At 57.7% G+C, this 20048-nt stretch carries 11 protein-coding genes; 7 read left to right on the forward strand and 4 right to left on the reverse strand.

Annotated features, from left to right (window positions below; all coding sequences use genetic code 11):
• The first annotated feature begins 329 nt into the window (after positions 1-329).
• Both SH410x_RS11395 and SH410x_RS11400 read left to right on the forward strand, forming a co-directional pair.
• The gene (locus SH410x_RS11395; protein ID WP_473676616.1) at positions 330-1076 is read left to right on the forward strand and encodes a cysteine hydrolase family protein; all 747 of its coding nucleotides are present in this window, start codon (positions 330-332) and stop codon (positions 1074-1076) included.
• The gene (locus tag SH410x_RS11400) at positions 1076-3403 is read left to right on the forward strand and encodes an exo-beta-N-acetylmuramidase NamZ domain-containing protein (protein WP_473676617.1); all 2328 of its coding nucleotides are present in this window, start codon (positions 1076-1078) and stop codon (positions 3401-3403) included. The genes SH410x_RS11395 and SH410x_RS11400 overlap by 1 nt, the downstream gene beginning before the upstream one ends.
• Before the next feature lie 22 nt (positions 3404-3425).
• Here SH410x_RS11400 and SH410x_RS11405 read toward each other — a convergent pair whose 3' ends face one another.
• The 3 genes from SH410x_RS11405 to SH410x_RS11415 all read right to left on the reverse strand — a co-directional run bounded on the left by SH410x_RS11405 (position 3426) and on the right by SH410x_RS11415 (position 7384).
• Positions 3426-4352, reverse strand: a complete 927-nt coding sequence (locus SH410x_RS11405) for a hypothetical protein (RefSeq protein WP_473677301.1) — start codon at positions 4350-4352, stop codon at positions 3426-3428.
• 5 nt (positions 4353-4357) lie between these two features.
• On the reverse strand, positions 4358-6562 hold the full coding sequence (gene glgB, locus SH410x_RS11410; RefSeq protein ID WP_473676618.1) for a 1,4-alpha-glucan branching protein GlgB: 2205 nt from the start codon (positions 6560-6562) through the stop codon (positions 4358-4360).
• A gap of 96 nt (positions 6563-6658) precedes the next feature.
• Positions 6659-7384, reverse strand: coding sequence for a ribonuclease H family protein (locus SH410x_RS11415; protein ID WP_473676619.1), 726 nt, complete (start codon positions 7382-7384; stop codon positions 6659-6661).
• An 848-nt stretch (positions 7385-8232) separates the two neighbouring features.
• On the opposite strand from SH410x_RS11415, the gene SH410x_RS11420 reads away from it, so the two are divergent.
• The 3 genes from SH410x_RS11420 to SH410x_RS11430 all read left to right on the forward strand — a co-directional run bounded on the left by SH410x_RS11420 (position 8233) and on the right by SH410x_RS11430 (position 11736).
• A complete protein-coding gene (locus SH410x_RS11420) occupies positions 8233-9666 on the forward strand; it encodes an enolase C-terminal domain-like protein (RefSeq protein ID WP_473676620.1) in 1434 nt (477 codons plus the stop codon).
• A 39-nt stretch (positions 9667-9705) separates the two neighbouring features.
• Complete coding sequence (locus SH410x_RS11425; RefSeq protein ID WP_473676621.1) at positions 9706-10707, forward strand: Gfo/Idh/MocA family protein; 1002 nt, start codon at positions 9706-9708, stop codon at positions 10705-10707.
• Between the two features lie 108 nt (positions 10708-10815).
• A complete protein-coding gene (locus SH410x_RS11430; protein WP_473676622.1) occupies positions 10816-11736 on the forward strand; it encodes a PIG-L deacetylase family protein in 921 nt (306 codons plus the stop codon).
• Positions 11737-11785: 49 nt separating this feature from the next.
• Here SH410x_RS11430 and SH410x_RS11435 read toward each other — a convergent pair whose 3' ends face one another.
• Complete coding sequence (locus SH410x_RS11435; protein ID WP_473676623.1) at positions 11786-13111, reverse strand: DUF2314 domain-containing protein; 1326 nt, start codon at positions 13109-13111, stop codon at positions 11786-11788.
• 143 nt (positions 13112-13254) lie between these two features.
• Between SH410x_RS11435 and SH410x_RS11440 the strand changes: the two genes are divergently transcribed.
• Together SH410x_RS11440 and SH410x_RS11445 are read left to right on the forward strand one after the other, a co-directional pair.
• Complete coding sequence (locus tag SH410x_RS11440; protein ID WP_473676624.1) at positions 13255-14490, forward strand: M48 family metalloprotease; 1236 nt, start codon at positions 13255-13257, stop codon at positions 14488-14490.
• Entirely contained in the window at positions 14487-19859 is a 5373-nt protein-coding gene (locus SH410x_RS11445) for an AAA domain-containing protein (RefSeq protein ID WP_473676625.1), read from the forward strand. The genes SH410x_RS11440 and SH410x_RS11445 overlap by 4 nt, the downstream gene beginning before the upstream one ends.
• The last annotated feature ends 189 nt before the right edge of the window (positions 19860-20048 follow it).

The following is a 20048-nucleotide window of genomic DNA, read 5'->3' on the forward strand; positions in this document are numbered from 1 at the left end:
AACTGAAATTGAAACCGCCTAGTGCTTTCGAGCGAGAATCCAACGCTCTTCATGGAGACTTCATCGATGCGTTCGATTTGTTAAGCTCGGGTGATTGAATGTGTTAATAGTTCGTGAGGATATGGAGATCTTTCACTCACAAATCAAACCTGCAAGCGAGGGCGACACCCCAACCCCTCACCGGTGAAGGGGGGCACTCGCGTCGTGGTCGAATGGCGAGACAACTGTTAGTCTGGGGCGGCAACACATTGCGGCGCGTCGCCAACTGCTGCGGGCAGATGGCGGCGATGCCTCCCCGATCAGATACCTCATTTAGGAATGCGTCGCCGATGCTCCCCTCCAACCCGCCCCCGAACGATTCGATCGACCCGCTGCGTAGCGTCTACCATGAATCCGTAATCGACATCGCTCAGCATCGTGAGCTGTTGATCTCCCGCAACGCAGCCCTGTTATGTATCGACCTGCAGTATCTCGATGCAGCGCCCGGCCATGGCGTGTTCGCCACGCCGGATCAAGGTGGCGTTTCGCCCGCAGGGCAGGCCTACTACTTTGACCGTCTCGAAAAGACGGTTCTGCCGGGGGTGCGGGAATTGCAAGACGTGTTTCGCGCTCACGATTTGGAGGTGATTCACACACGGATCCAGGCGTTGACGCGGGACGGACGCGACCGCAGCAAAGGTCACAAGCGGCTGGATCTGCTCGCTCCTCCCGGATCACGCGATGCCGATTTCCTCGAGCAAGTGGCGCCTGACCCCGAGCGGGATGAGATCGTGATCAATAAGACCGCCAGCGGCGTGTTCTCGTCCACGAACCTGCATTACGTCCTCAATAATATGGGGATCGAGGCGTTGTTCATTGTGGGGGTGTACACGAACGAGTGTGTCGAAACGACCGTTCGAGATGCGTGTGACTTGGGGTACTTGGTGACGCTGGTCGAGGATTGCTGCGCCACGGTGACGCCGGAGCTGCACGAGGCGTCTCTGGCGACACTGCGCGACCGCTACTCGCGCGTGATGACGCTACGCGATACAATTGGCACGATCGAGCGTTTGATTCCAGTAAGTGAGACCACATAATGCAGATAAACACACGGGCGGTATTCATCGCCGTTTTGATGACGTTGGCGCCGAGCAATCCGGCTTTTTCGGAACACCTACCAACGGCCACACCGGCCGCGGTAGGCATGCGAGCAGATCGGCTGGCGGGGATTGAGACGTTGATGCTTGATGGCATCGAGCGGGGCAAGATGCCTGGTGGCGTGGTCTGTGTTGGCCGCCACGGCAAGATCGTTTATCTCGAAGCGTTTGGAAACCGGCAGCTCGGGGAGGCTCCCGAGGAAATGACCGTCGATACGGTCTTCGACTTAGCGTCCCTGACGAAACCCGTCGCCACCGCCACGTCGGTGATGAAGCTAGTTGAAGACGGGCGTTTTTTGTTGCGGGATAAGGTCGCCCGTTTTCTGCCCCAGTTTGCCCCCCACGGCAAAGACGAAATCACGATCCAAGACCTGTTGCTGCATGAGAGCGGGTTGATTCCCGACAACGCGCTGGCGGACTATCTCGAGGGGCCCGATGTGGCATGGGATCGAATTTGTCAACTCAAGCTAACCGCGCCCGTGGGCGAGCGATTTCGCTATTCGGATGTCAACTTCATCGTCTTGGCAAAACTCGTCGAGGAAGTCACGGGCAAGGATATCAGCGAGTTTTCGCACGAGGAGACCTTTGCTCCCTTGCGGATGGACGAGACCGGCTACAACCCTGCTGAGGCACTGAAACGCCGCGCCGCGCCGACACAAATGCGCGATGGGCATTGGATGCGTGGAGAGGTACACGACCCGCGTGCGCATGCTCTATCGGGCGTCGCGGGACATGCGGGGCTGTTCTCGAGCGCTCAGGATCTCGCAAACTATGCGCAAATGATGTTGGGGGAAGGTTCCCTTCGTTTCGAGGACGAGACGGTCCGTGTCCTGGCACCGGCCACCGTACGCAAAATGATCGCGCCCTATCGGGTCTCCAGCGGGGTTCGTGGGTTGGGATGGGATAAGCAAACGCCATATTCGAGCAATCGCGGTGATCTGCTCTCGGCGAGCGCCTTCGGCCACGGTGGATTCACCGGCACCGTGCTATGGATCGATCCCGAACTCGACTTGTTTTTCATCTTTCTGAGTAATCGAGTGCACCCGGACGGCAAGGGCAGCGTGAACTATTTGGCGGGACAAATCCTCAACGTCGTGGCCAGTTCCATCGTCGATGAGCCCAGCCAGGTGACCTCCGAAGTGCTGCCGGGTATCGATGTGCTCCGGTCGCAAGAGTTCCGGGCGCTGGCCAATCAACGGATTGGTCTGATAACGAATCAAACCGGATGCAGCGCTGATGGTGCTAGCACCGCTTCGATCCTGCAGGCGGCGCCGGAGGTTTCGCTGACCGCACTGTTCAGCCCCGAGCATGGGATTGCCGGAAAGCTCGACCAATCGAATATTGCGAACACGCAGGACGCGCAAACGGGACTGCAGGTGTTCAGCCTCTACGGCGAGACGCGACGTCCGACCCCCGAGATGCTGGCCGATGTCGACACACTCGTCTTTGACATCCAGGACATCGGCACGCGCTTCTACACGTACATTTCCACCATGGGCGAGGCCATGCGGGCGGCCTCGGAGGCCGGCAAACGATTTGTCGTTCTCGATCGCCCCAATCCGCTCGGCGGACTCGTCGTGACAGGTCCCATGCTCGATCCAGGTCAGGAGTCATTCGTCGGGTACCTTCGTCTGCCAGTGCGGCACGGGATGACGATTGGCGAGATCGCCCACCTGATCAAAGCGGAGCAAAACCTCGAGCTGGACTTGACCGTGGTGCAGTGCCGAGGCTGGTCGCGGGAAGACACGTGGGATCAAACAAACCTGACGTGGATCAATCCCTCACCCAACATGCGCAGTCTCACCGAAGCGTTCTTGTATCCCGGTATCGGACTGCTCGAGATGACGAACCTCTCCGTGGGCAGGGGCACGGACACTCCCTTTGAAGTGATCGGTGCGCCGTGGATTGATGGACGTGAGCTAGCACTTCAGCTTAACGGCCGAGGGCTCCCGGGCGTGCGATTCATTCCGATTCAGTTCACTCCCGACGCCAGTCGATACAGCGGCCAAGTTTGTGGCGGCGTGAACATCATGGTGACGGATCCCAAGCAAATGGAATCGGTTCGCGTGGGGATCGAAATTGCCACCAGCCTCCTGGAACTCTACCCGGGTGATTGGCAGACTAAAAATCTCAATCGTTTGTTGGGCAATGAAGCGGTTTACCAAAGCATCACGGGTGGGAACGACGGCATGACCACGTGGTTGAAATCGCTCGATGGCGTGTCTGACTTTCGAACGGCGCGCCAGCAGTATCTACTCTATCCGTGAGACGTGGGTTGCAGAGAAATGGTCACGTTCCATCCGGTTTTTGATAGAACTTGCTCAAATCGAATCCTTGCCGCTGTTCCTGCTCCATCAGTTTGATGCGAGTTTCGAGTCTTTCGATGCGGCGGAGCATGGCGGGGATGGTGTCGCGATCCGTTTCGACTTCGACGGGGCGTGGAACGGGTGGGTATCCCAAGTGCCGCTGCATCGCACCGAACAGATAGACGGGATCTTTCTGCCGGTTCGCTAAGGCGATCCGGCCCTCCTTCTCGCCGAACAAAAACGGACCTTTGCCATCGAGATCCAGTCCCTCGGCGATGAGTCGGCGTCGATACTCGTCACTGGCGAGGAACAATAAATCGGCCAGATCGACCAGCCCCACATTGGCGCGAAGGTTGAGTAGCCATTTCGACCAATCGGCGTCGAAGAGGGGATCGCGGCTCATCGCGGTCAATCCGGCGTCATAGCCGAGACGATTACGGGACAAGACTTCGAATTGGAAAAAGAAAAATCCGCTGCGGGCCCGCTGCGCCATCCCCTCGGTCGTCAGTTTCCCGCCCCGCGGTACCACCTGGAACGATTCCCCCAGGTTTCCCGCGACATCGATCGACTCCAGTCTCGCCGTATAGTCGGCACGCAATTTCGCGTCGGCCTGCAGAACCTGCAACGCCAGATGGATCGAGAACCGACCGGCTTCACGCTCCGCTTCTTCAATCAGAAACGTCTGAAACGAAGAGAAATAGTGTCCCAACCGCGACATCGCTTCGCCCATCAGGCCCGAATGTCGCAGCTCTGTGAGCATGTACTCGATCGCCATGGGCAACCGCGTCGTTGCGAGCAGTTCGTGCCTGAGCTGGCCGAGTAATTCCTGCATCGGCGTCCCGACGGCAACCCGCTCACGCAAGAGGTCGAAGAGGTAGGCCTGTTCGACGTATTCGGCGTTCTCGAGCATTGGGGTCATTGTTCGAGCCGGAAGATTGTTGTGCCCAATGGTGGTAAGGTGACCGCGATGCTGTCGGGGCGATGATGATGACCGATCCCGCGGGTATGGCAACCGGGAGAGTTGCCGACTTTGCTGCCGCCGTACTCTTCGTTGTCGCTGTTGAACACCTCTTTCCAGAATCCCGATTGCGGAACCCCGACGAGATACTCTTTGCGGACGACTGGCGTGAAGTTACAGCACACGAGCATGGGGGCGTGACCGATGTCGCCTTTTCGCAGGTAGATCAGCGTGCTCTCTTTCGCATTCTGACAATCCACCCATTCGAAGCCTTCGGGACCGAAATCGAAATGATGCAGCGCGGGGTTCTCGTTGACGAGGTGGTTCAGATCTGAAACGAGCTGTTGCACGCCCCGGTGCGAGGCAAAATCCAGCAGCAACCACTGCGGCCCGTCATCTTCATTCCACTCGTTCCACTGCGCCAGTTCACCGCCCATGAACAGGAGTTTCTTGCCAGGGTGCGTCCACATGTAGGAATAGAGTAGACGCAGGTTGGCAAATTTCTGCCACATGTCGCCGGGCATCTGGCTGATCAACGAACCCTTTCCATGCACCACTTCATCATGCGAGAGCGGCAGCATGAAGTTCTCGGTGAACGCATAAATCATGCTGAACGAGAGTTCATTTTGGTGATGCTGGCGGTGGATCGGTTCAATGCGCATGTACCGCAGCGAGTCGTTCATCCATCCCATGTTCCACTTGTACGTGAATCCCAATCCGCCGTCGCTGGTCGGTTTAGAAACGCCGGGCCAGGCCGTCGATTCTTCCGCAGCGGTCACGACACCCGAGTACGTTTCATGGACGGCGTCATTGAATTCGCGGAGGAAATCAATGGACTCGAGGTTCTCGCGTCCACCGTAGCGATTGGGAACCCATTCGCCTTCTTCACGGCTGTAGTCGAGATACAACATCGAGGCCACCGCATCGACGCGGAGCCCGTCGATGTGGTATTTGTCCAGCCAAAAGAGCGCGTTGGCAATCAAAAAGTTTTTGACTTCGTTGCGTCCGAAGTTGAAGATCATCGTGCCCCAATCAGGATGCTCTCCCTGACGTGGGTCGGCGTGCTCATAGAGCGGTGACCCGTCAAACCGGCGCAGTCCATGATCGTCTTTGGGAAAGTGCGCGGGCACCCAGTCAACGATGATGCCGATGCCATGCTGATGGAGGTAGTCGACAAAGAACATGAAGTCCTCGGGGCTGCCATGGCGGCTCGTCGGTGCATAGTAACCCACACTTTGGTAGCCCCATGAGCCCGAATATGGATGCTCGCTAATCGGCATCAATTCGATGTGGGTGAAGTTCATGCGGTGGCAATAGTCGGCCAGCCGGCGGGCGAGATCGCGATAGTCCAACCATCCGTTGGTGCGTCCGGCACCCTTCTGCCAGCTCCCCAGATGGACTTCGTAGACGTTCATCGGGGCGTGCAGAGGGTCGAACTCGCTACGGCGGTTCATCCAATCGCTGTCACTCCACTGATACGAGTTGATATCCGTAATGATATTCGCAGTCAGCGGCGGCAGTTCGGACGCAAAGGCCATCGGATCGCACTTGTCCATCCATTCGCCGTGCTCACTATGGATGCGGAATTTGTACCGCTGGCCAACCCGAGCGGCGGGAACAAACAGTTCCCAAATCCCCAGATGCGGTAGCTGACGCGCACCGTGTTGACGCCCGTCCCAGCCATTGAAATCGCCGACCACTTGCACCGCCCGCGCGTTCGGTGCCCATACGGCGAAGTTGACCCCCGCGACGCCGTTGACAGTGCGAAGCTGTGCTCCGAGGCGATCGTAGATTTTGTGATGACGCCCCTCGCCAATTAAATATCGGTCAAAATCCGTCAGGAGACTGGGTGTCGAGTATGGATCGGCTGTCTCGGTCATATTGCCCTTTTTATCAATCATTTCGACTTTGTAGTTGCTCTCTGAAGTTTCGTCAAAAATAGCTTCGAACACACCCTCAGGGTGCAACCGCCGCATGGGACGCTTCAACCCCGACGCGGAGTCAACCAACGCGATCGATTGAGCCTGGGGCTGAAACATACGAACCGCGGTCGCTGGAGTACCACGATAGTCGACCGGGTGCCGACCAAGCAAACTGCTGGGGTCGGTGATGCTGCCGTCGAGGAGCGATTGGATACTCGAGAGAGTGAGCTGCGTATTCATAACGGGCGTGCGAACTGAAAAAGGTGGGTGAGCGGAATCTGTTTGGAAATTTCGTGAAATTCGAATGGAAGCTAAATAAGCCGAGGGAACTGCTCTCTAAGATCCCGGTTGTCCGATCATCGCGATCCGATGAGCCCGGTGGCTGGTATCGACCGCCGATTGCAACAGCCAGTCACGCAGGCGGTTGCCGCTGTGCGGCGCCGGTGGCTCGTCATGCGGCGAATCAATTCGAGTGGGTGCGATGCGTCGAGAGTCTGCGGGAGGCGTCGCGACGGTTAAACTGTTCTGCGGGGCGACTGCATCTGGGCGGCTGACCATTCTCGCGGTCAGCAAACAGGCCTGGACTTCGTGAATGCAAAGGGCATGGTCGATCCGTCGCCACAGATCAGCATGCTGCACTTCGACTCGCCGCCCAAAGTGATCCCACACGAAATCACTTCGCCGCCAACGCGGCAACGAATCGGTTAACGAGCGAATCAGGTAGCGATTGTGACTCAGTAGCGTCACCCCGGAAGGCCCGTCAATAGCCTCCAAACCGCGGACTGCCGCTAACAGAGTCAAGCGGTTGAGATCGCCCCGCTCGCAGTCTTCGGCCTCCAGAATCGGCTCGCCGCCAGCGGTCTCGATCGCAAACTGCCAGCGGCCATCGTCCAGCGTGCTGCTCTGAGCCGAGACCACCAACAGCAGTGATGCCAAGTTCGGTGCTGGTGCGGGGGCGGCGTCGATATCCCGATGGAGTGCTCGAGCGACCGCCCGCTCAGCAAACTGCAGGCGATCGAGCGCCAACGAATCGGATGAGATTTTGATGGAGTGTTGAGCCATAATAGGTTAGTTCCATCCGCCCGTCGGCGGTGTGCATGCAAAAGGGTGCGTCGGTGTGCTCAAAATGTCGGCGGCGGCCGGAGTCAATTCGGAGGGGGGGAAACTCGAGACTCAGGCCGCCGCCAGCGATCCGTCGACCGACGGACCATGGCACGTGCGTTGCCGATTGTGCGGGAGGGGTACACAACTCGGACGCGGTTCGTCGAAGCGAAGGCTTGGTGCGACCACTGCCTCGACACAAATAGTTTTCGACAAACTCGACGGGTTCCCCCAAGTCTGCTTGCCCAAAAAAGTCGACCTAGCTTGCCAGGGCACCGACTAACCCGAACATTCGGCATGACCCGGAAGGATGCCGATGGCAGCGAATGCTAGCTGCACACAAACGCCCGCTGCTGTCGAGAAACACTGCATTTTCAATGCGACAACAAACGCTCGCCGCAGGGATTGTCGCGAGCGTTCGATGTCGGATCCGGTGGCCTCAGGCTGCCGACACGTGATCGAGAAGGGCAGGCAGTGCATCGTCCGGTCGCAAGGGTGCGGCCCGACGATTCGCATCGATTCACGCTGCCGGTGGGCACGGAGATCAAATCTCCGATATCCTATCAGCCCGTACGGCATGGAAGCGAGTTTCACCATCCTCCCAGCGATACTGGGGAGGGCCGTGTGGGGAGAGCTGACCACGCAGTGGGAGGTTATCCAGCGTGATCGCTCCTCGCCGAACCCAGCCTCTCGTGGGGCGGGGAGAGGCTCGTAAACCTCTGCCGACCATGCACTTAAAATCTACCCTACCGACATCAATCACCCCGGGAGTTGCCTCCGTGATTGCACAATCACAATCGGATCATCACATGAAATTGCAAACCGAGAATTTGGCCAAGAACGTACGCGTCGTCCGTTCACAGATGTATCTCCTGCCCGTCGCGACGCGTGTCCCACTAAAGTTTGGTGCGGAGACCTTGACGAGCGTTTCCTGTTTGCGAGTTCGCTTGACAGTGGCCGGCCAAGACGGACGCGAAGCGGTCGGGTGGGGCGAAACTCCGGTGTCGGTCCAGTGGGCTTGGCCGAGTTCGCTTGACTACGATACGCGACTGAAGTCGATGGTCCGTTTCGCTCATCGTTGTTCATCAGCTTGGTCCGAGTTTGAATCCAGCGGACATCCCATGGAAGTGGGACACGACTTTGTCAGCCTGCGGTTGCCTGAGTTGATGGCCGAGCACAACGCTGAAATCGAGAACTCCGAAGAGGCATTGCCGTTTTTGGCGGCATTGATCTGCGCCAGCGCCTTTGATATCGCGCTGCACGACGCCTATGGGCAACTCCACAACGTCGACATTTATACGACCTACAATGGCCAGTGGATGAACCGCGACTTGGCCAGCTACTTGGAACCCGCTGACGACTCGGTCGATTTCTCCGGGCGATACCCGGAAGACTTTTTTGTCAAATCAGCACCACAGCGACTCGATGCCTGGCACCTCGTCGGTGGGCTCGACCCACTTCACGAATCAGAGCTCACCGGCGAAGAACCAGCTGACGGTGTGCCGTTGTTCCTCGGCGATTGGATTCGTCGTGATGGTCTGAAGCGACTCAAGATCAAGTTGCGAGGGAACGATCAGGCATGGGACTACGAACGCATGGTCGAGGTGGGCAATATCGCGATTGCCGATAGCGTGACCGCGACGACGGCCGACTTCAATTGCATGGTGACTGATCCCGAATACGTGAACGAAATTCTCGATCGGCTCGAACGCGAGCATCCCGCGATCAGTGATTTGTTGCTGTACGTCGAGCAGCCGTTTCCCTACGACCTGGACGCTCACCCGATTGATGTTCATTCGGTGTCGCGGCGCAAGCCGCTTTTCTTGGATGAAAGTGCACACGATTGGCAGCATGTGCGTCTGGGGCGTGAACTCGGTTGGACCGGCGTGGCGCTGAAGACGTGCAAGACGCAAACGGGAGCCTTGCTAAGCCATTGCTGGGCGAAAGCACACGGGATGGGCATTATGGTGCAAGACTTGACCAACCCGATGTTGGCTCAGATTCCTCACGTCCGATTGGCGGCGCACGTCGGGACGATCGGTGGAGTGGAAACCAATGCATCACAGTTTTATCCTGCCGCCTCCGAAGCCGAGGCGCAGGTGCATCCCGGACTCTACCGCCGACGTGAGGGTGCCGTGGACCTGTCAACCTTGTCCGGACCCGGTTTCGGTTACCGTCTCGATGAAATGGATCGCGTGTTACCTGCCGAGTCCGTCGCGGCTGATGATTCGTTTGCGGTATAATTGAGCCGCATGCTCAACGGAGAAGCATGAAGGAATCCCATGAAAGTAATTTTGCATTCAATCGTGTTCGTCGCTTGCCTCGGGCTCCTGCCTGTGGGCGTTTGTCTGGGTGAGGAGACCGTCCGGCCTCACTTGCGCGTCGGGATCATCGGCTTGGACACATCGCACTGCATTGCATTCGCGAAAGCCTTGAATGATCCCAACGTGAGCGATGAGTTGGCGGGATGTCCCGTCGTCGCCGCTTACCCGAAGGGCAGTGCGGATATCGAGTCGAGCACCAGTCGGGTTCCTAAGTACACCGCTGAAATGAAAGAGCTCGGTGTCGAGATTGTCGAGTCGATCGATGCGCTGCTCGAACGCGTCGATGTGGTCTTGCTGGAAACCAACGACGGGCGACCACACCTCGCGCAGGTCTTGCCAGTATTGGAAGCCGGAAAGCCTGTCTTTGTCGACAAACCGGTTGCGGGATCATTGCGTGACGCGATCGCGATCTATGACGAGGCTCAGCTGAGAAACGTCCCCGTCTTTTCCTCGTCACCACTGCGGTTCAGCAAGGAAGTGGCAGAGGTCACGATGGGCGCGGTCGGTGACGTGATTGGATGCGACGCCTATTCCCCCTGCCCTGTCGAAGAAACCCATCCTGATTTGTTTTGGTATGGCATTCACGGTGTGGAGACTTTGTTCGCGGTCATGGGCCCTGGGTGTCAACAAGTCACGCGAACCAAAACCGCGGGCACCGATGTCGTGGTCGGCGTTTGGAACGATGCGCGTGTGGGAACGTTTCGCGGAATTCGTGACGGACGACGCGGCAACGGCGGAACAGCCTTTGGCACGACAGGCATTCAATCCTTTGGCCGACCGGATAAGTACGAGCCTCTGCTAGTGGAAATCGTTCGCTTTTTCCGAACCCGGCGGCCACCAGTGTCCGCTGAGACAACGCTCGAAATCTATGCGTTCATGGAAGCCGCTGATGAGAGCCAGCGTCGCGGTGGCGCGGCCGTGACCCTCGATGAGGTAATCGAAGCTGCTGCGCAGCGCTAACGCGTACGCCGCGGATCGCTTCACGGATCCAGTCCTGGATAGGTGGAGCGGCCCGCGGCTAGCAAGACAAGTCACTGAACAACTCACTTCATCCCAAGGAGAATCGCCATGCGTTTCCTACTCTGTTTACTCACCGCCATCACACTCGCGTCCTCCGTTGCCGTCGCCGACGACATTGCAGAGGATGACGGCAAATTGCGAATCATCGTCTTCGGTGCGCATCCCGATGATGCCGAATATCGCGCCGGTGGCTGCGGTGCGATGTGGTCGAAACTCGGTCATCATGTGAAATTGGTTTCGGTGACCAACGGGGACATCGGGCATTGGGCGATGTCCGGCGGCGCCCTAGCGAAGCGCCGAACGGAGGAGGTTCGCAAAGCCGCTGAGATTTTGGGCACGACCTCGGAAGTCATGGACATCCACGACGGTGAGTTGATGCCGACACTGGAGAATCGTCGCGCGATCACGCGGCTCATCCGCGAATGGAACGCCGACGTGGTGATTGCTCATCGCCCGTGGGATTATCATCCCGATCATCGTTACGTCGGCGTCCTGGTGCAGGACGCTTCGTTCATGGTCACGGTGCCATTCTTTTGTCCTGACACACCGCCCCTGCAGAAGAATCCGGTCTTCCTGTACGCCAGCGACCGCTTTAAAAAGCCATACCCCTTCACGCCCGATATCGCTGTCTCGATTGACGAGGTGTTTGAAACGAAAGTCAAAGCCATCGCCGAACTGGAGTCACAGGTGTTCGACGGCGGTGCACTCGGCAATGCAGACATCGCCGCCAACTCGCCGCCAGCTCGAATGAGAGATCTGCGGTTAGCTGAAGTCCGAAAAACCTGGGACAATCGGTCCGGAAACGAAGCGGAAAACTATCGCGATACGCTTGTCCGTTGGTATGGGGAAGAACGCGGAAACGCTGTTAAGTACGCCGAAGTGTTTGAGATTTGCGAATACGGCCACCAACCGTCTGATGATGAAATCAAACAGCTCTTCCCGTTCTTCTCGCCAACTCAGTCCGATTGAACGCGCCGCCGCCGCAACGGTGGAATCTCATACAGCGACATAATCGCTTTTATTCCATCGTTTCATCGTCCTGTTGGCTCTGGCGAATCGCCTCGAGGCTGAACAAGCCTACGGGCTGGTCGTTGTCGAAGTAGCACCAATCGCAAACATCTTGGATTGGGAATTCGACTTGGCTGCCGAGCGTGAGGTCACCTAAGTCGACCGGATCGTTGGCGAGTTTGCCGTGCACGTACTTGGGTTCGAGCCCGATCACATTGACCCAAATGAATTCGGTGGAATCGCCCTCGGTGAGACGAGCCTTGACCACAAACTTCGCATCATCGCCTGGGTCGGGTCGCCCTCCGCTCTTTTCGAACGCGGCGACAAACTCGGGCCATCGCTGCCGGGCGGTGGCGACGGCCGCTTGCATCGCAGGATCATCGTCGGCGATCTGGATCACCGGCACGTTGTCTTGATGCGAGAGTTCTTCATACGCTCCCGGCGTCAGCAATCGGTCGGCCACCTCGTCTGACCAAACGTTGATGTCCATCGATTCAGGCCGCACGACGGCCAGGGTATCTTCGTCGGCTAGCGCCACGAGCAGTTGGGCAACTGTCAGGTACGCCTCCCGCATATCGGGGTGTTCATCCCCCGGAGTGAGTAAATCAACAGACACCCAAGCGTGATGATCTTCCACCGCTTTGCGTAATCGGAGTTCACCGATCGCTTCGACGACGTCCGCCTTTTGCTCCCAGTAGTCCGTATCCATATTGTGGACCAAGTACATGCCTGTGGGAGCTTTGATCACAAAGAGCGGACTCTCACCGACCACGAACCCATCGCCCGACGAAGTCTCCTCATCCTCGTTTTCGTCGGTATCGCTTGCACTGGAGTAGTCGCCTCCCCAGGACGCTTCGACGAGCTTGGTTAAGATGATGTCTTCCAGGTATTTCTGTTTTCGCTGCAATAACACCAGCGAGATCATCGGCTTGTCGTCCTCGGAATCTTCATTCTCAGGATTCAATTGCGTGTCCGATCGGGAGCGTGGGTGACCGAACATTTCGGGTGCTCGCAGTTGCCTGAGCCCCTGAAAGGATTCATAGCTGAGTTGGGCGAAGGCCAAGCAATAGACGAGGAAACGCCAATGGAAATCGCCCAACATGCGGACTGCGTGCAGCACGGCCATGACGCCAAAAGCCAGGAACCCCGCCCACAGTCCAATGCTGAGTTCCTGCCAAATCAGGATTCCGATCAGCAGGTAGACGCCTCCGATCACGACAAGCGTCGAGTCAGGCCCGTTCATGATCCCTACTGCGAGCAATAATCCGCCGATCGCGACGGCCCACAGACTGGTCCAAGCCAGCCCGAAGCGAGGTTTCTGCAAAAGAGGTTTCAATGAATCGGCCTTTTTGAAACGGGGTACAGATTGAATGGAACCTCGGACCGACTGAACATCCGAGCTCAGGTATCTTTATACCCAATCGGGCCCCCCCAAGGTCTATCCTGTTTTTGCGTTCGAAGTTTCGCTAGCATTTCAGCATGGAAACGGAAAAGAACACAGCTGTGGGCGAGACTTTGGCGATGGACGCCCTGGTTCCACCGTACTTAAACGAGCTGGCTGCTTTCTTGCAGACCCACATGCCGGATGCTTGGCAGTGGATGCACTCGGATCGCTTTGCGAGAGACGATGCCGAGTCGATTCGCCTGGATTTACTTCGGACAACTGTGCGGATCGATCGAGACAAGAACGAACGATTGTATGGGCTCGCGGACATGGTCGCCGACAAACTCCAGGTCAACATTCCCGTAACGCTGTACCAAACGCAGAATCCGCAGGGCTGGAACGCGGCGGCGGTACCGATCCTTGACCATGCTCATCTGCTGATCGAGGGACCGCTGCTGAAGGAATTCAATGACGATGAATTGACGGCGGTGTTGGCTCATGAACTGGGGCACGTGCTGCTATGGCAGATGGATGATTGCTGTCACCGCACCACTCTACGACTGTTGGATGCCCTTTGCGACGACGCCAACGCTGCGGTGGCGCACGTCCAATCGGATCGACTGCGACGCTTGTACACCGAGATTTTCTGTGATCGTGTCGCCAGCCATGTGCTCGGCGATCCGTTGCCAGCGATCGCTTCGTTACTGAAAGTCGGGACACAGGCCAGCGAGGTCGATCCTGACAGCTATCTGGCTCAGGCTGACGAGATCTTTGCCACCGGTTCGGTCAAGTCCGATCAAGTGACTCATCCGGAACTGTTCATCCGCGCTCGTTCACTGAAACTGTGGTCCGACTCATCGGAAACCGTCCATGCTGAAGTGGACACAATGATCGGTCGCGACGCGGATCTCGACCAGATGGATTTGATTCAGCGGGAGCGAATCGGACAGCTCACGCGACGAACGCTCGACGCGATTCTGCGGCACGATTGGATGCGCAGCGACGCGTCTCTGGCGCACGCACGTCTGTTTTTCGATCAGTACGAGTGGACGACGCTGTCCGCCGACGACTTGAAAAGCCTGGCGTGGAAGATCAGCAAACTAGCGCCCTCGATTCAAGAATTCTTCGCGTACCTGTTGCTTGATTTCGCCACCACCGATCGAGAGCTGGAAAACATTCCGCTGGCGTCGGCAATGGACCTCGCGGAACGGTTCTCGATCAGCGACGCACTACGTGAGATCGCTCGCAAAGAATTGAAGATGCGAGTCAAGCAATGGAACGAACTTGACAAGAACAAACAAGACTTGTTGGCGAAGGTGGATCCGAAATGAGCGAGCAAGCGGATGTGTCAACGATCGATGCGCTGTTGGATGCGGCAATCGCTGATGGTGGCCTGCCGACGGAAGATGTTCTCGCAGCGATCGTGTCGCTGATGCAGCAATGCATTGGCACGCATGCCGCAGGCCAGGTGGCCCCGCTCGAAGGACTCGCGTCGCTCCGCGTCAACGCGGGCCGTCTTTTCTTTCCCGTTGCCGAGCAGCAGCCGTTGCGACGTAATATCGCACCGATTCAAAACATCGAAGCGGCTGATACGGCGACGATGGAGATCGTGGATGACATGGCCCAAGTCATTGGTGCCCAGGGGCAACCACAATTCCTCGATCAACGTGTGGCGGATGCCGGTGAAGTGGTCAAACGACCGGTGTACGTCAATGGGTTCGTAACCTGGGAGCACTTGGTAGAGCATCACGATCCGCTGACCGATGTCTTGAGTCTGGGACAGCTGTTGGCGAGTCTCGCATGCGGAATCGACTTTCGCGACCTCGAGCAGGTCCATCGTTTTGCCACGCACCGGGGCAACCTATTCGCGCTGAAGGAATCATTGCACCCCGTGCTCGCGAGAGCGATCTACCGGATGACGGAGCTGCATCGGTCGCGGCGTGTCCAGGATCTGCCGTCGTTGGTTCTGACGTTGCAGAATTATCGTGATGTGTCCGCTGGGTTCGACGTGGACCTTCCTCTCGATGCGGAACCAACGGCTGAGCAAACACGTTCCACAGCAATTCTCGATCGATTGCGTCGTCGTCTCTTTGAGATCACTCGCCGCAATCGACTGCTGCACTTCTCGCCGACGATGGCGACGATCAATCTGACGCAGGCTTCGGTGCCGCTGTCGTTGGACCCCAGCAAAATCGATTTGAAGAAGCTGCTGATTGCTGACGATTCGATGCTCCGGCGATTGGGGGCGGGCAAGGCCGTCTCGCTGTCCAGTTTCATCAATTTCCAAGAGGTTCTGTACGCCGCCAGCGTGTTCGAACGCATCATCACCGACGACCGACGTGACCGCGCGGAGTACGGATTCGGGGGCCTGCGGCTGGCAATGGCGTTCCTCAATTGGACGGACGTGAAGGCGACCAGTAAGACGCCCGAAAAGTACAACTCGCCGCTCGTTTTGGTGAGCGTGATCCTGAGGAAGAAGAAGGGCGTTCGCGATACCTATTTCTTGGAAGCCACTGATTCCGACGCGGAAGTGAACCCGGTGCTACGCCATATGATGCACCAGTTGTACGGAATCGAGTTGCCGGAAACGATTCCGCTCCAAGGTGGAGCGATTGCGGCATTGGCCGAGCGACTGCGGACCGCGATCGCCGCCAGTGACACGTCCGTCGAGTTGTCGATTGTCGAACGACCGCAGATCGAATTGATCCGCGCGAAGGCGCAGAAACGCTTGCAACAGTACCAGCGTCGTGCTCGCGTCAGTGGTCGTGGGGTACGGCAGTTCGGGGAGCTGCAGTACAGCTATGATCCGGCGAACTACCATCCGCTTGGCGTGCGGTTGTTCGAAGCGAAAATTCGTCAGCCGACTACGAATCTCGAGGCGATCACTCGAAAGGAGATCCCGGCGCGACGCTATTCCATGGCACAATCGCCTGGACGTGACGATTCGAGTCAAACGCCGACAACGGATCCGGCGCAGGAACGAGCGGCGTCTCAGCGATCCATGAATGAAGCTCCCACAGGCGACGAGACGGAAAAGACGTTTTACCGATGGAAGGAAGGCGGCAGCGACAATCCGTATCACTGGCAAATCGATCTGTGCAACATCACTCTGGCGTCGTTCCGGTATCGCCGCATGTCCTTAGTGCGTGATTACGACGCCATGGTTCGCGACGGGATCGAAAACGCCGCATTCGATGCGTTGTTCTCGCCGGTACCACGGGATGTGACACGGCCTTTGCCGACGGAACTTCCTGTGAACCAACGGTTCGACGTGGTGCCATGCGATCCGACCCAGGCGCAAGCGGTCAGCGAAGCACGTGAGGGACGCAACTACATCATCCAGGGACCGCCCGGCACGGGCAAGTCGCAAACGATCACGAATTTGATTGCGGACTACGTCGCACGCGGCCAACGTGTGCTGTTCGTTTGTGAGAAACGCGCAGCGATCGATGTTGTGTTCTCGCGTTTGAAAGCAATCGGCCTGGGCCCGTTGTGCTGTTTGATTCATGATGCGCAAGCCGACAAAAAGGATTTCGTCCACGATTTGAAGGCCACCTACGAAGCATTCCTGCAGACCAACACGACATCCAAGCGGTCCCGCACGACGCGTACCAAGCTGGCGGATGACATGAGCGGCGAGCTGGCTCATTTGCAGCAGATCGATGAGGTCATGAATTCACCGCTGGAGGAGGCCGGCCTCTCGATGATGGAACTACTCGATCGCTGTTTACAGTTGGCCCCCGCCATTCAACGTACGGCAGTGAGCGGTTCGCCATCGTGGCCGAACACGGCGCAGTCGGAACCCTCAACTCCGCAGCATTCCGGTACTGAACTGTCTCGCTCTGTCGTTCCAGACGCCGAACAGCCAACGCTCACGGACTTGGACCGCGAACGATTGCCTCCCTATGCAGACTGGCGAAACAACAACGCTGCCATTGATGCGCTGGCCGCTCGGCTACGGCCCATTCAACCTGATGGCATCCTGGCAAAACACCCACTATCGATTCTACGTTGTGACCTCGCGATCGATTCAGAACCACTCGCCCGCGTGACCCGCGAGCTAACCGTAGCCCAGCAATCACTCGATCAGCTGCTCAAGAAATTTGAGACGCTAGGGCTGTCTCCTGCGGTTTGGCAATCATTTGAGATCGCACGGGCAACCATCGACTACGCCGAAACAGCCGCTCCGCTGGCCGGAGCCGACTTACTCGCCGCGGTCGAAAAAAATAGCAAAACCGCCCGGTCGCTGGCGCAGAAACTTCGCAACCTCAAACGACTGCGAGACAATGCGGACGAATCCTCTGCGGCGAACGCAAACTGGCGTGAAAAGCTGTCTCCTGATGATACCGACATCGCGCTGTCGATCGCTCAGCAGACCGAAGGCCAACTGACGAATCTGTTCAGCCCGCGTTGGTGGCGATTGCGTGCACTGCTCAACCGAACCTACGACTTTTCGCGTCATGCGATCCGCCCCTCTTGGGTCGCCGTTTTGGAACAACTGCGAAGCGAGCACGACCATGCCAGAGCCGTCGAAGTGCGGGTGCAGAAACTGCAAGACGACTATGGCCTGAGTGGAGATCCTCTGCATTGGCAGGACCGCATCGCCCGTGTGCGGGAGTTGCTGTCGGAACAACCGGAGTTGCGGACTCAGCTTCACGAGCGGATGCTCGAGTCCGAGGACGCGGGTGACACGCTCGAGCAGATTGCCGCCGCGAGCGAACGACTCACCAGCGTGCAACAATCGCTGGATTCGACTTGTGAAGCGTGGCGAGATCTATCGCTACCGGAGCTGAGTCAAAGGCTCTCTCAAATGCAGAACTCGCTCGACCAAGTCCCGCGTTTCTTGACCGTCTTGGAATCGCTTCAGCCGATGCCCGAGCGGTTGGTGTGGGCGTTGCGGCGGCTACCCGTCACGCACGCCGCATTGGAATGGGCGATCGTCGACGAGACCTACCAACGACAACTACGCCGCAATCCGACTGCCGAATCGTTCTCGGGTGGCACTCGTGACTCCCACGCTCAACGGCTCGGCACGTTGTACGACCAATGGTTGCAATCCAACAGCGGCGAGGTGTTGCGACAGGTCGCCAAGCGGTTCATGGACCATGTTCAGCGAGCGGAGGATCCGTCGCTGGATTCACGCGAACAGAAGCAATGGCGTAAGACCTATCAAAAAGGTCGCCGTGAGCTGGAGCATGAGTTCGGCAAGCAGATGCGCTACAAGCCGATTCGGATGCTGCTCTCAGGTGAGACTCGCGAGGTGATTGTCGATCTGAAGCCCGTTTGGTTAATGAGTCCGCTCAGCGTCTCGGACACCCTGCCGCTGGACGACGATGTCGACGTGGTGATCTTTGATGAAGCGAGTCAGGTCACGCTGGAAGAAGCGGTCCCGGCGCTCTGTCGCGGGCGTCAAAGCATTGTCGTGGGCGATCAGATGCAGCTACCGCCCTCTAACTTCTTCTCGAGTTCCCAGGCGGCTGATGACGAAGACAACGAGTTTGCTGTTCGTGATGGAGAAGGCGACGATGTTCAATACGACCTGTCATCGGCCAGCTTCTTGGACTTTGCCGATCGTAATTTGCCCTCGACCATGCTCGGTTGGCACTACCGCAGCCGCAGCGAGTCGCTGATCAGCTTTTCGAATTGGCGATTTTACAACGGTCGTTTGCTTACGGTTCCCGAAGAGAGATTGCGAGGCAAACCGATCAGCTTCCATTTCATGGAGGAAGGATGTTACGAGAACCGTCGGAACCGCTGCGAAGCCGAGCATATTGCCGCTCTGGTGCGCGAGCTGTTGTGCGGTGTGACGTCGAACTCGGACACCAACGGGCCGAACCCACATCAACCGAATCGGGGAAACGCCACGGGCAGTCTTCCCAAATCACTGCCACCTCATCCCACGATTGGCGTGATCGCGTTCTCCGAAGCACAGCAGTCCGAAATTGAATCGGCCCTATCACGCTTAGCGGAACAGGACAGCGAGTTTGCAGAGAAGTTGGATGCAGAGCTGGTGCGGGAAGACGACGGCCAGTTTGTTGGTCTACTCGTCAAGAATCTCGAGAACATTCAGGGCGACGAGCGGGACATCGTCATCATGAGCATCTGCTACGGCCCCGATCCGCACGGCAAAGTGCGAATGAATTTCGGTCCGATCAATAAAAGTGGCGGTGAGAAACGATTGAATGTGGCGTTCAGTCGCGCCAAACATCACATGGCTATCGTGACCAGCATCAAGTACAGCGCGATCACGAACGATTACAACAACGGAGCAGCGACGTTGCAGGACTACTTGCAGTACGCGGAAGCGATCTCGGATCGTCGCACCGAGCAAGCATCACGCTTGCTCAGACGCATTGGTCGCCAACGTGCCCGATCTGGAATTGAACCCGAAATCAGCGACAGCGTCTTGAAGGAACAGATTGCCGCAGCGATACGAGAGGCGGGGTGGCACGTGGACCTCGATGTCGGTCAAAGCCACTTTCGTGTCGACATCGCAGTCCGGGGCAGCGATGACGAAACCTACCGCTTAGGAATTCTATTGGACGACGCCACATATCGAGAATCCGACCCGTTCGAGCGCGACGTCCAACGCCCCCAGCTACTCCACGAGTTCGGCTGGCAGATCACATTCGTCCTCGCCAAAGACTGGTATTTCGACCGGTCTTCGGAAACACAGCGTCTGCTGAGTCTGTTGGGATAGCCCACTTCCACCGTCCGCCTGCACCCGTTGATCCAATGCGATCGACCTGAGCGGTACGGCGGCAGCCAAGCATCGCGTGATCAACAACTGACGAATTCTCCCGTAGCCACCGCCGCCAGACGGTGGTCCCTCCACGCTCTCGCGAGCGTAGCTACATCGGTATTCTTCATGCGATGCGAATCGCCGCGC

This window comes from Rhodopirellula sp. SH410 (assembly GCF_055811895.1).

What these genes read in the sequence shown, in the direction of transcription:
- SH410x_RS11395 (WP_473676616.1), top strand. Translation starts at nt 330, where the DNA reads ATGCTCCCCTCCAACCCGCCCCCGAACGATTCGATCGACCCGCTGCGT.
- SH410x_RS11400 (WP_473676617.1), top strand. Translation starts at nt 1,076, where the DNA reads ATGCAGATAAACACACGGGCGGTATTCATCGCCGTTTTGATGACGTTG.
- SH410x_RS11405 (WP_473677301.1), bottom strand. Translation starts at nt 4,352, where the DNA reads ATGCTCGAGAACGCCGAATACGTCGAACAGGCCTACCTCTTCGACCTC.
- glgB (WP_473676618.1), bottom strand. Translation starts at nt 6,562, where the DNA reads ATGAATACGCAGCTCACTCTCTCGAGTATCCAATCGCTCCTCGACGGC.
- SH410x_RS11415 (WP_473676619.1), bottom strand. Translation starts at nt 7,384, where the DNA reads ATGGCTCAACACTCCATCAAAATCTCATCCGATTCGTTGGCGCTCGAT.
- SH410x_RS11420 (WP_473676620.1), top strand. Translation starts at nt 8,233, where the DNA reads ATGAAATTGCAAACCGAGAATTTGGCCAAGAACGTACGCGTCGTCCGT.
- SH410x_RS11425 (WP_473676621.1), top strand. Translation starts at nt 9,706, where the DNA reads ATGAAAGTAATTTTGCATTCAATCGTGTTCGTCGCTTGCCTCGGGCTC.
- SH410x_RS11430 (WP_473676622.1), top strand. Translation starts at nt 10,816, where the DNA reads ATGCGTTTCCTACTCTGTTTACTCACCGCCATCACACTCGCGTCCTCC.
- SH410x_RS11440 (WP_473676624.1), top strand. Translation starts at nt 13,255, where the DNA reads ATGGAAACGGAAAAGAACACAGCTGTGGGCGAGACTTTGGCGATGGAC.
- SH410x_RS11445 (WP_473676625.1), top strand. Translation starts at nt 14,487, where the DNA reads ATGAGCGAGCAAGCGGATGTGTCAACGATCGATGCGCTGTTGGATGCG.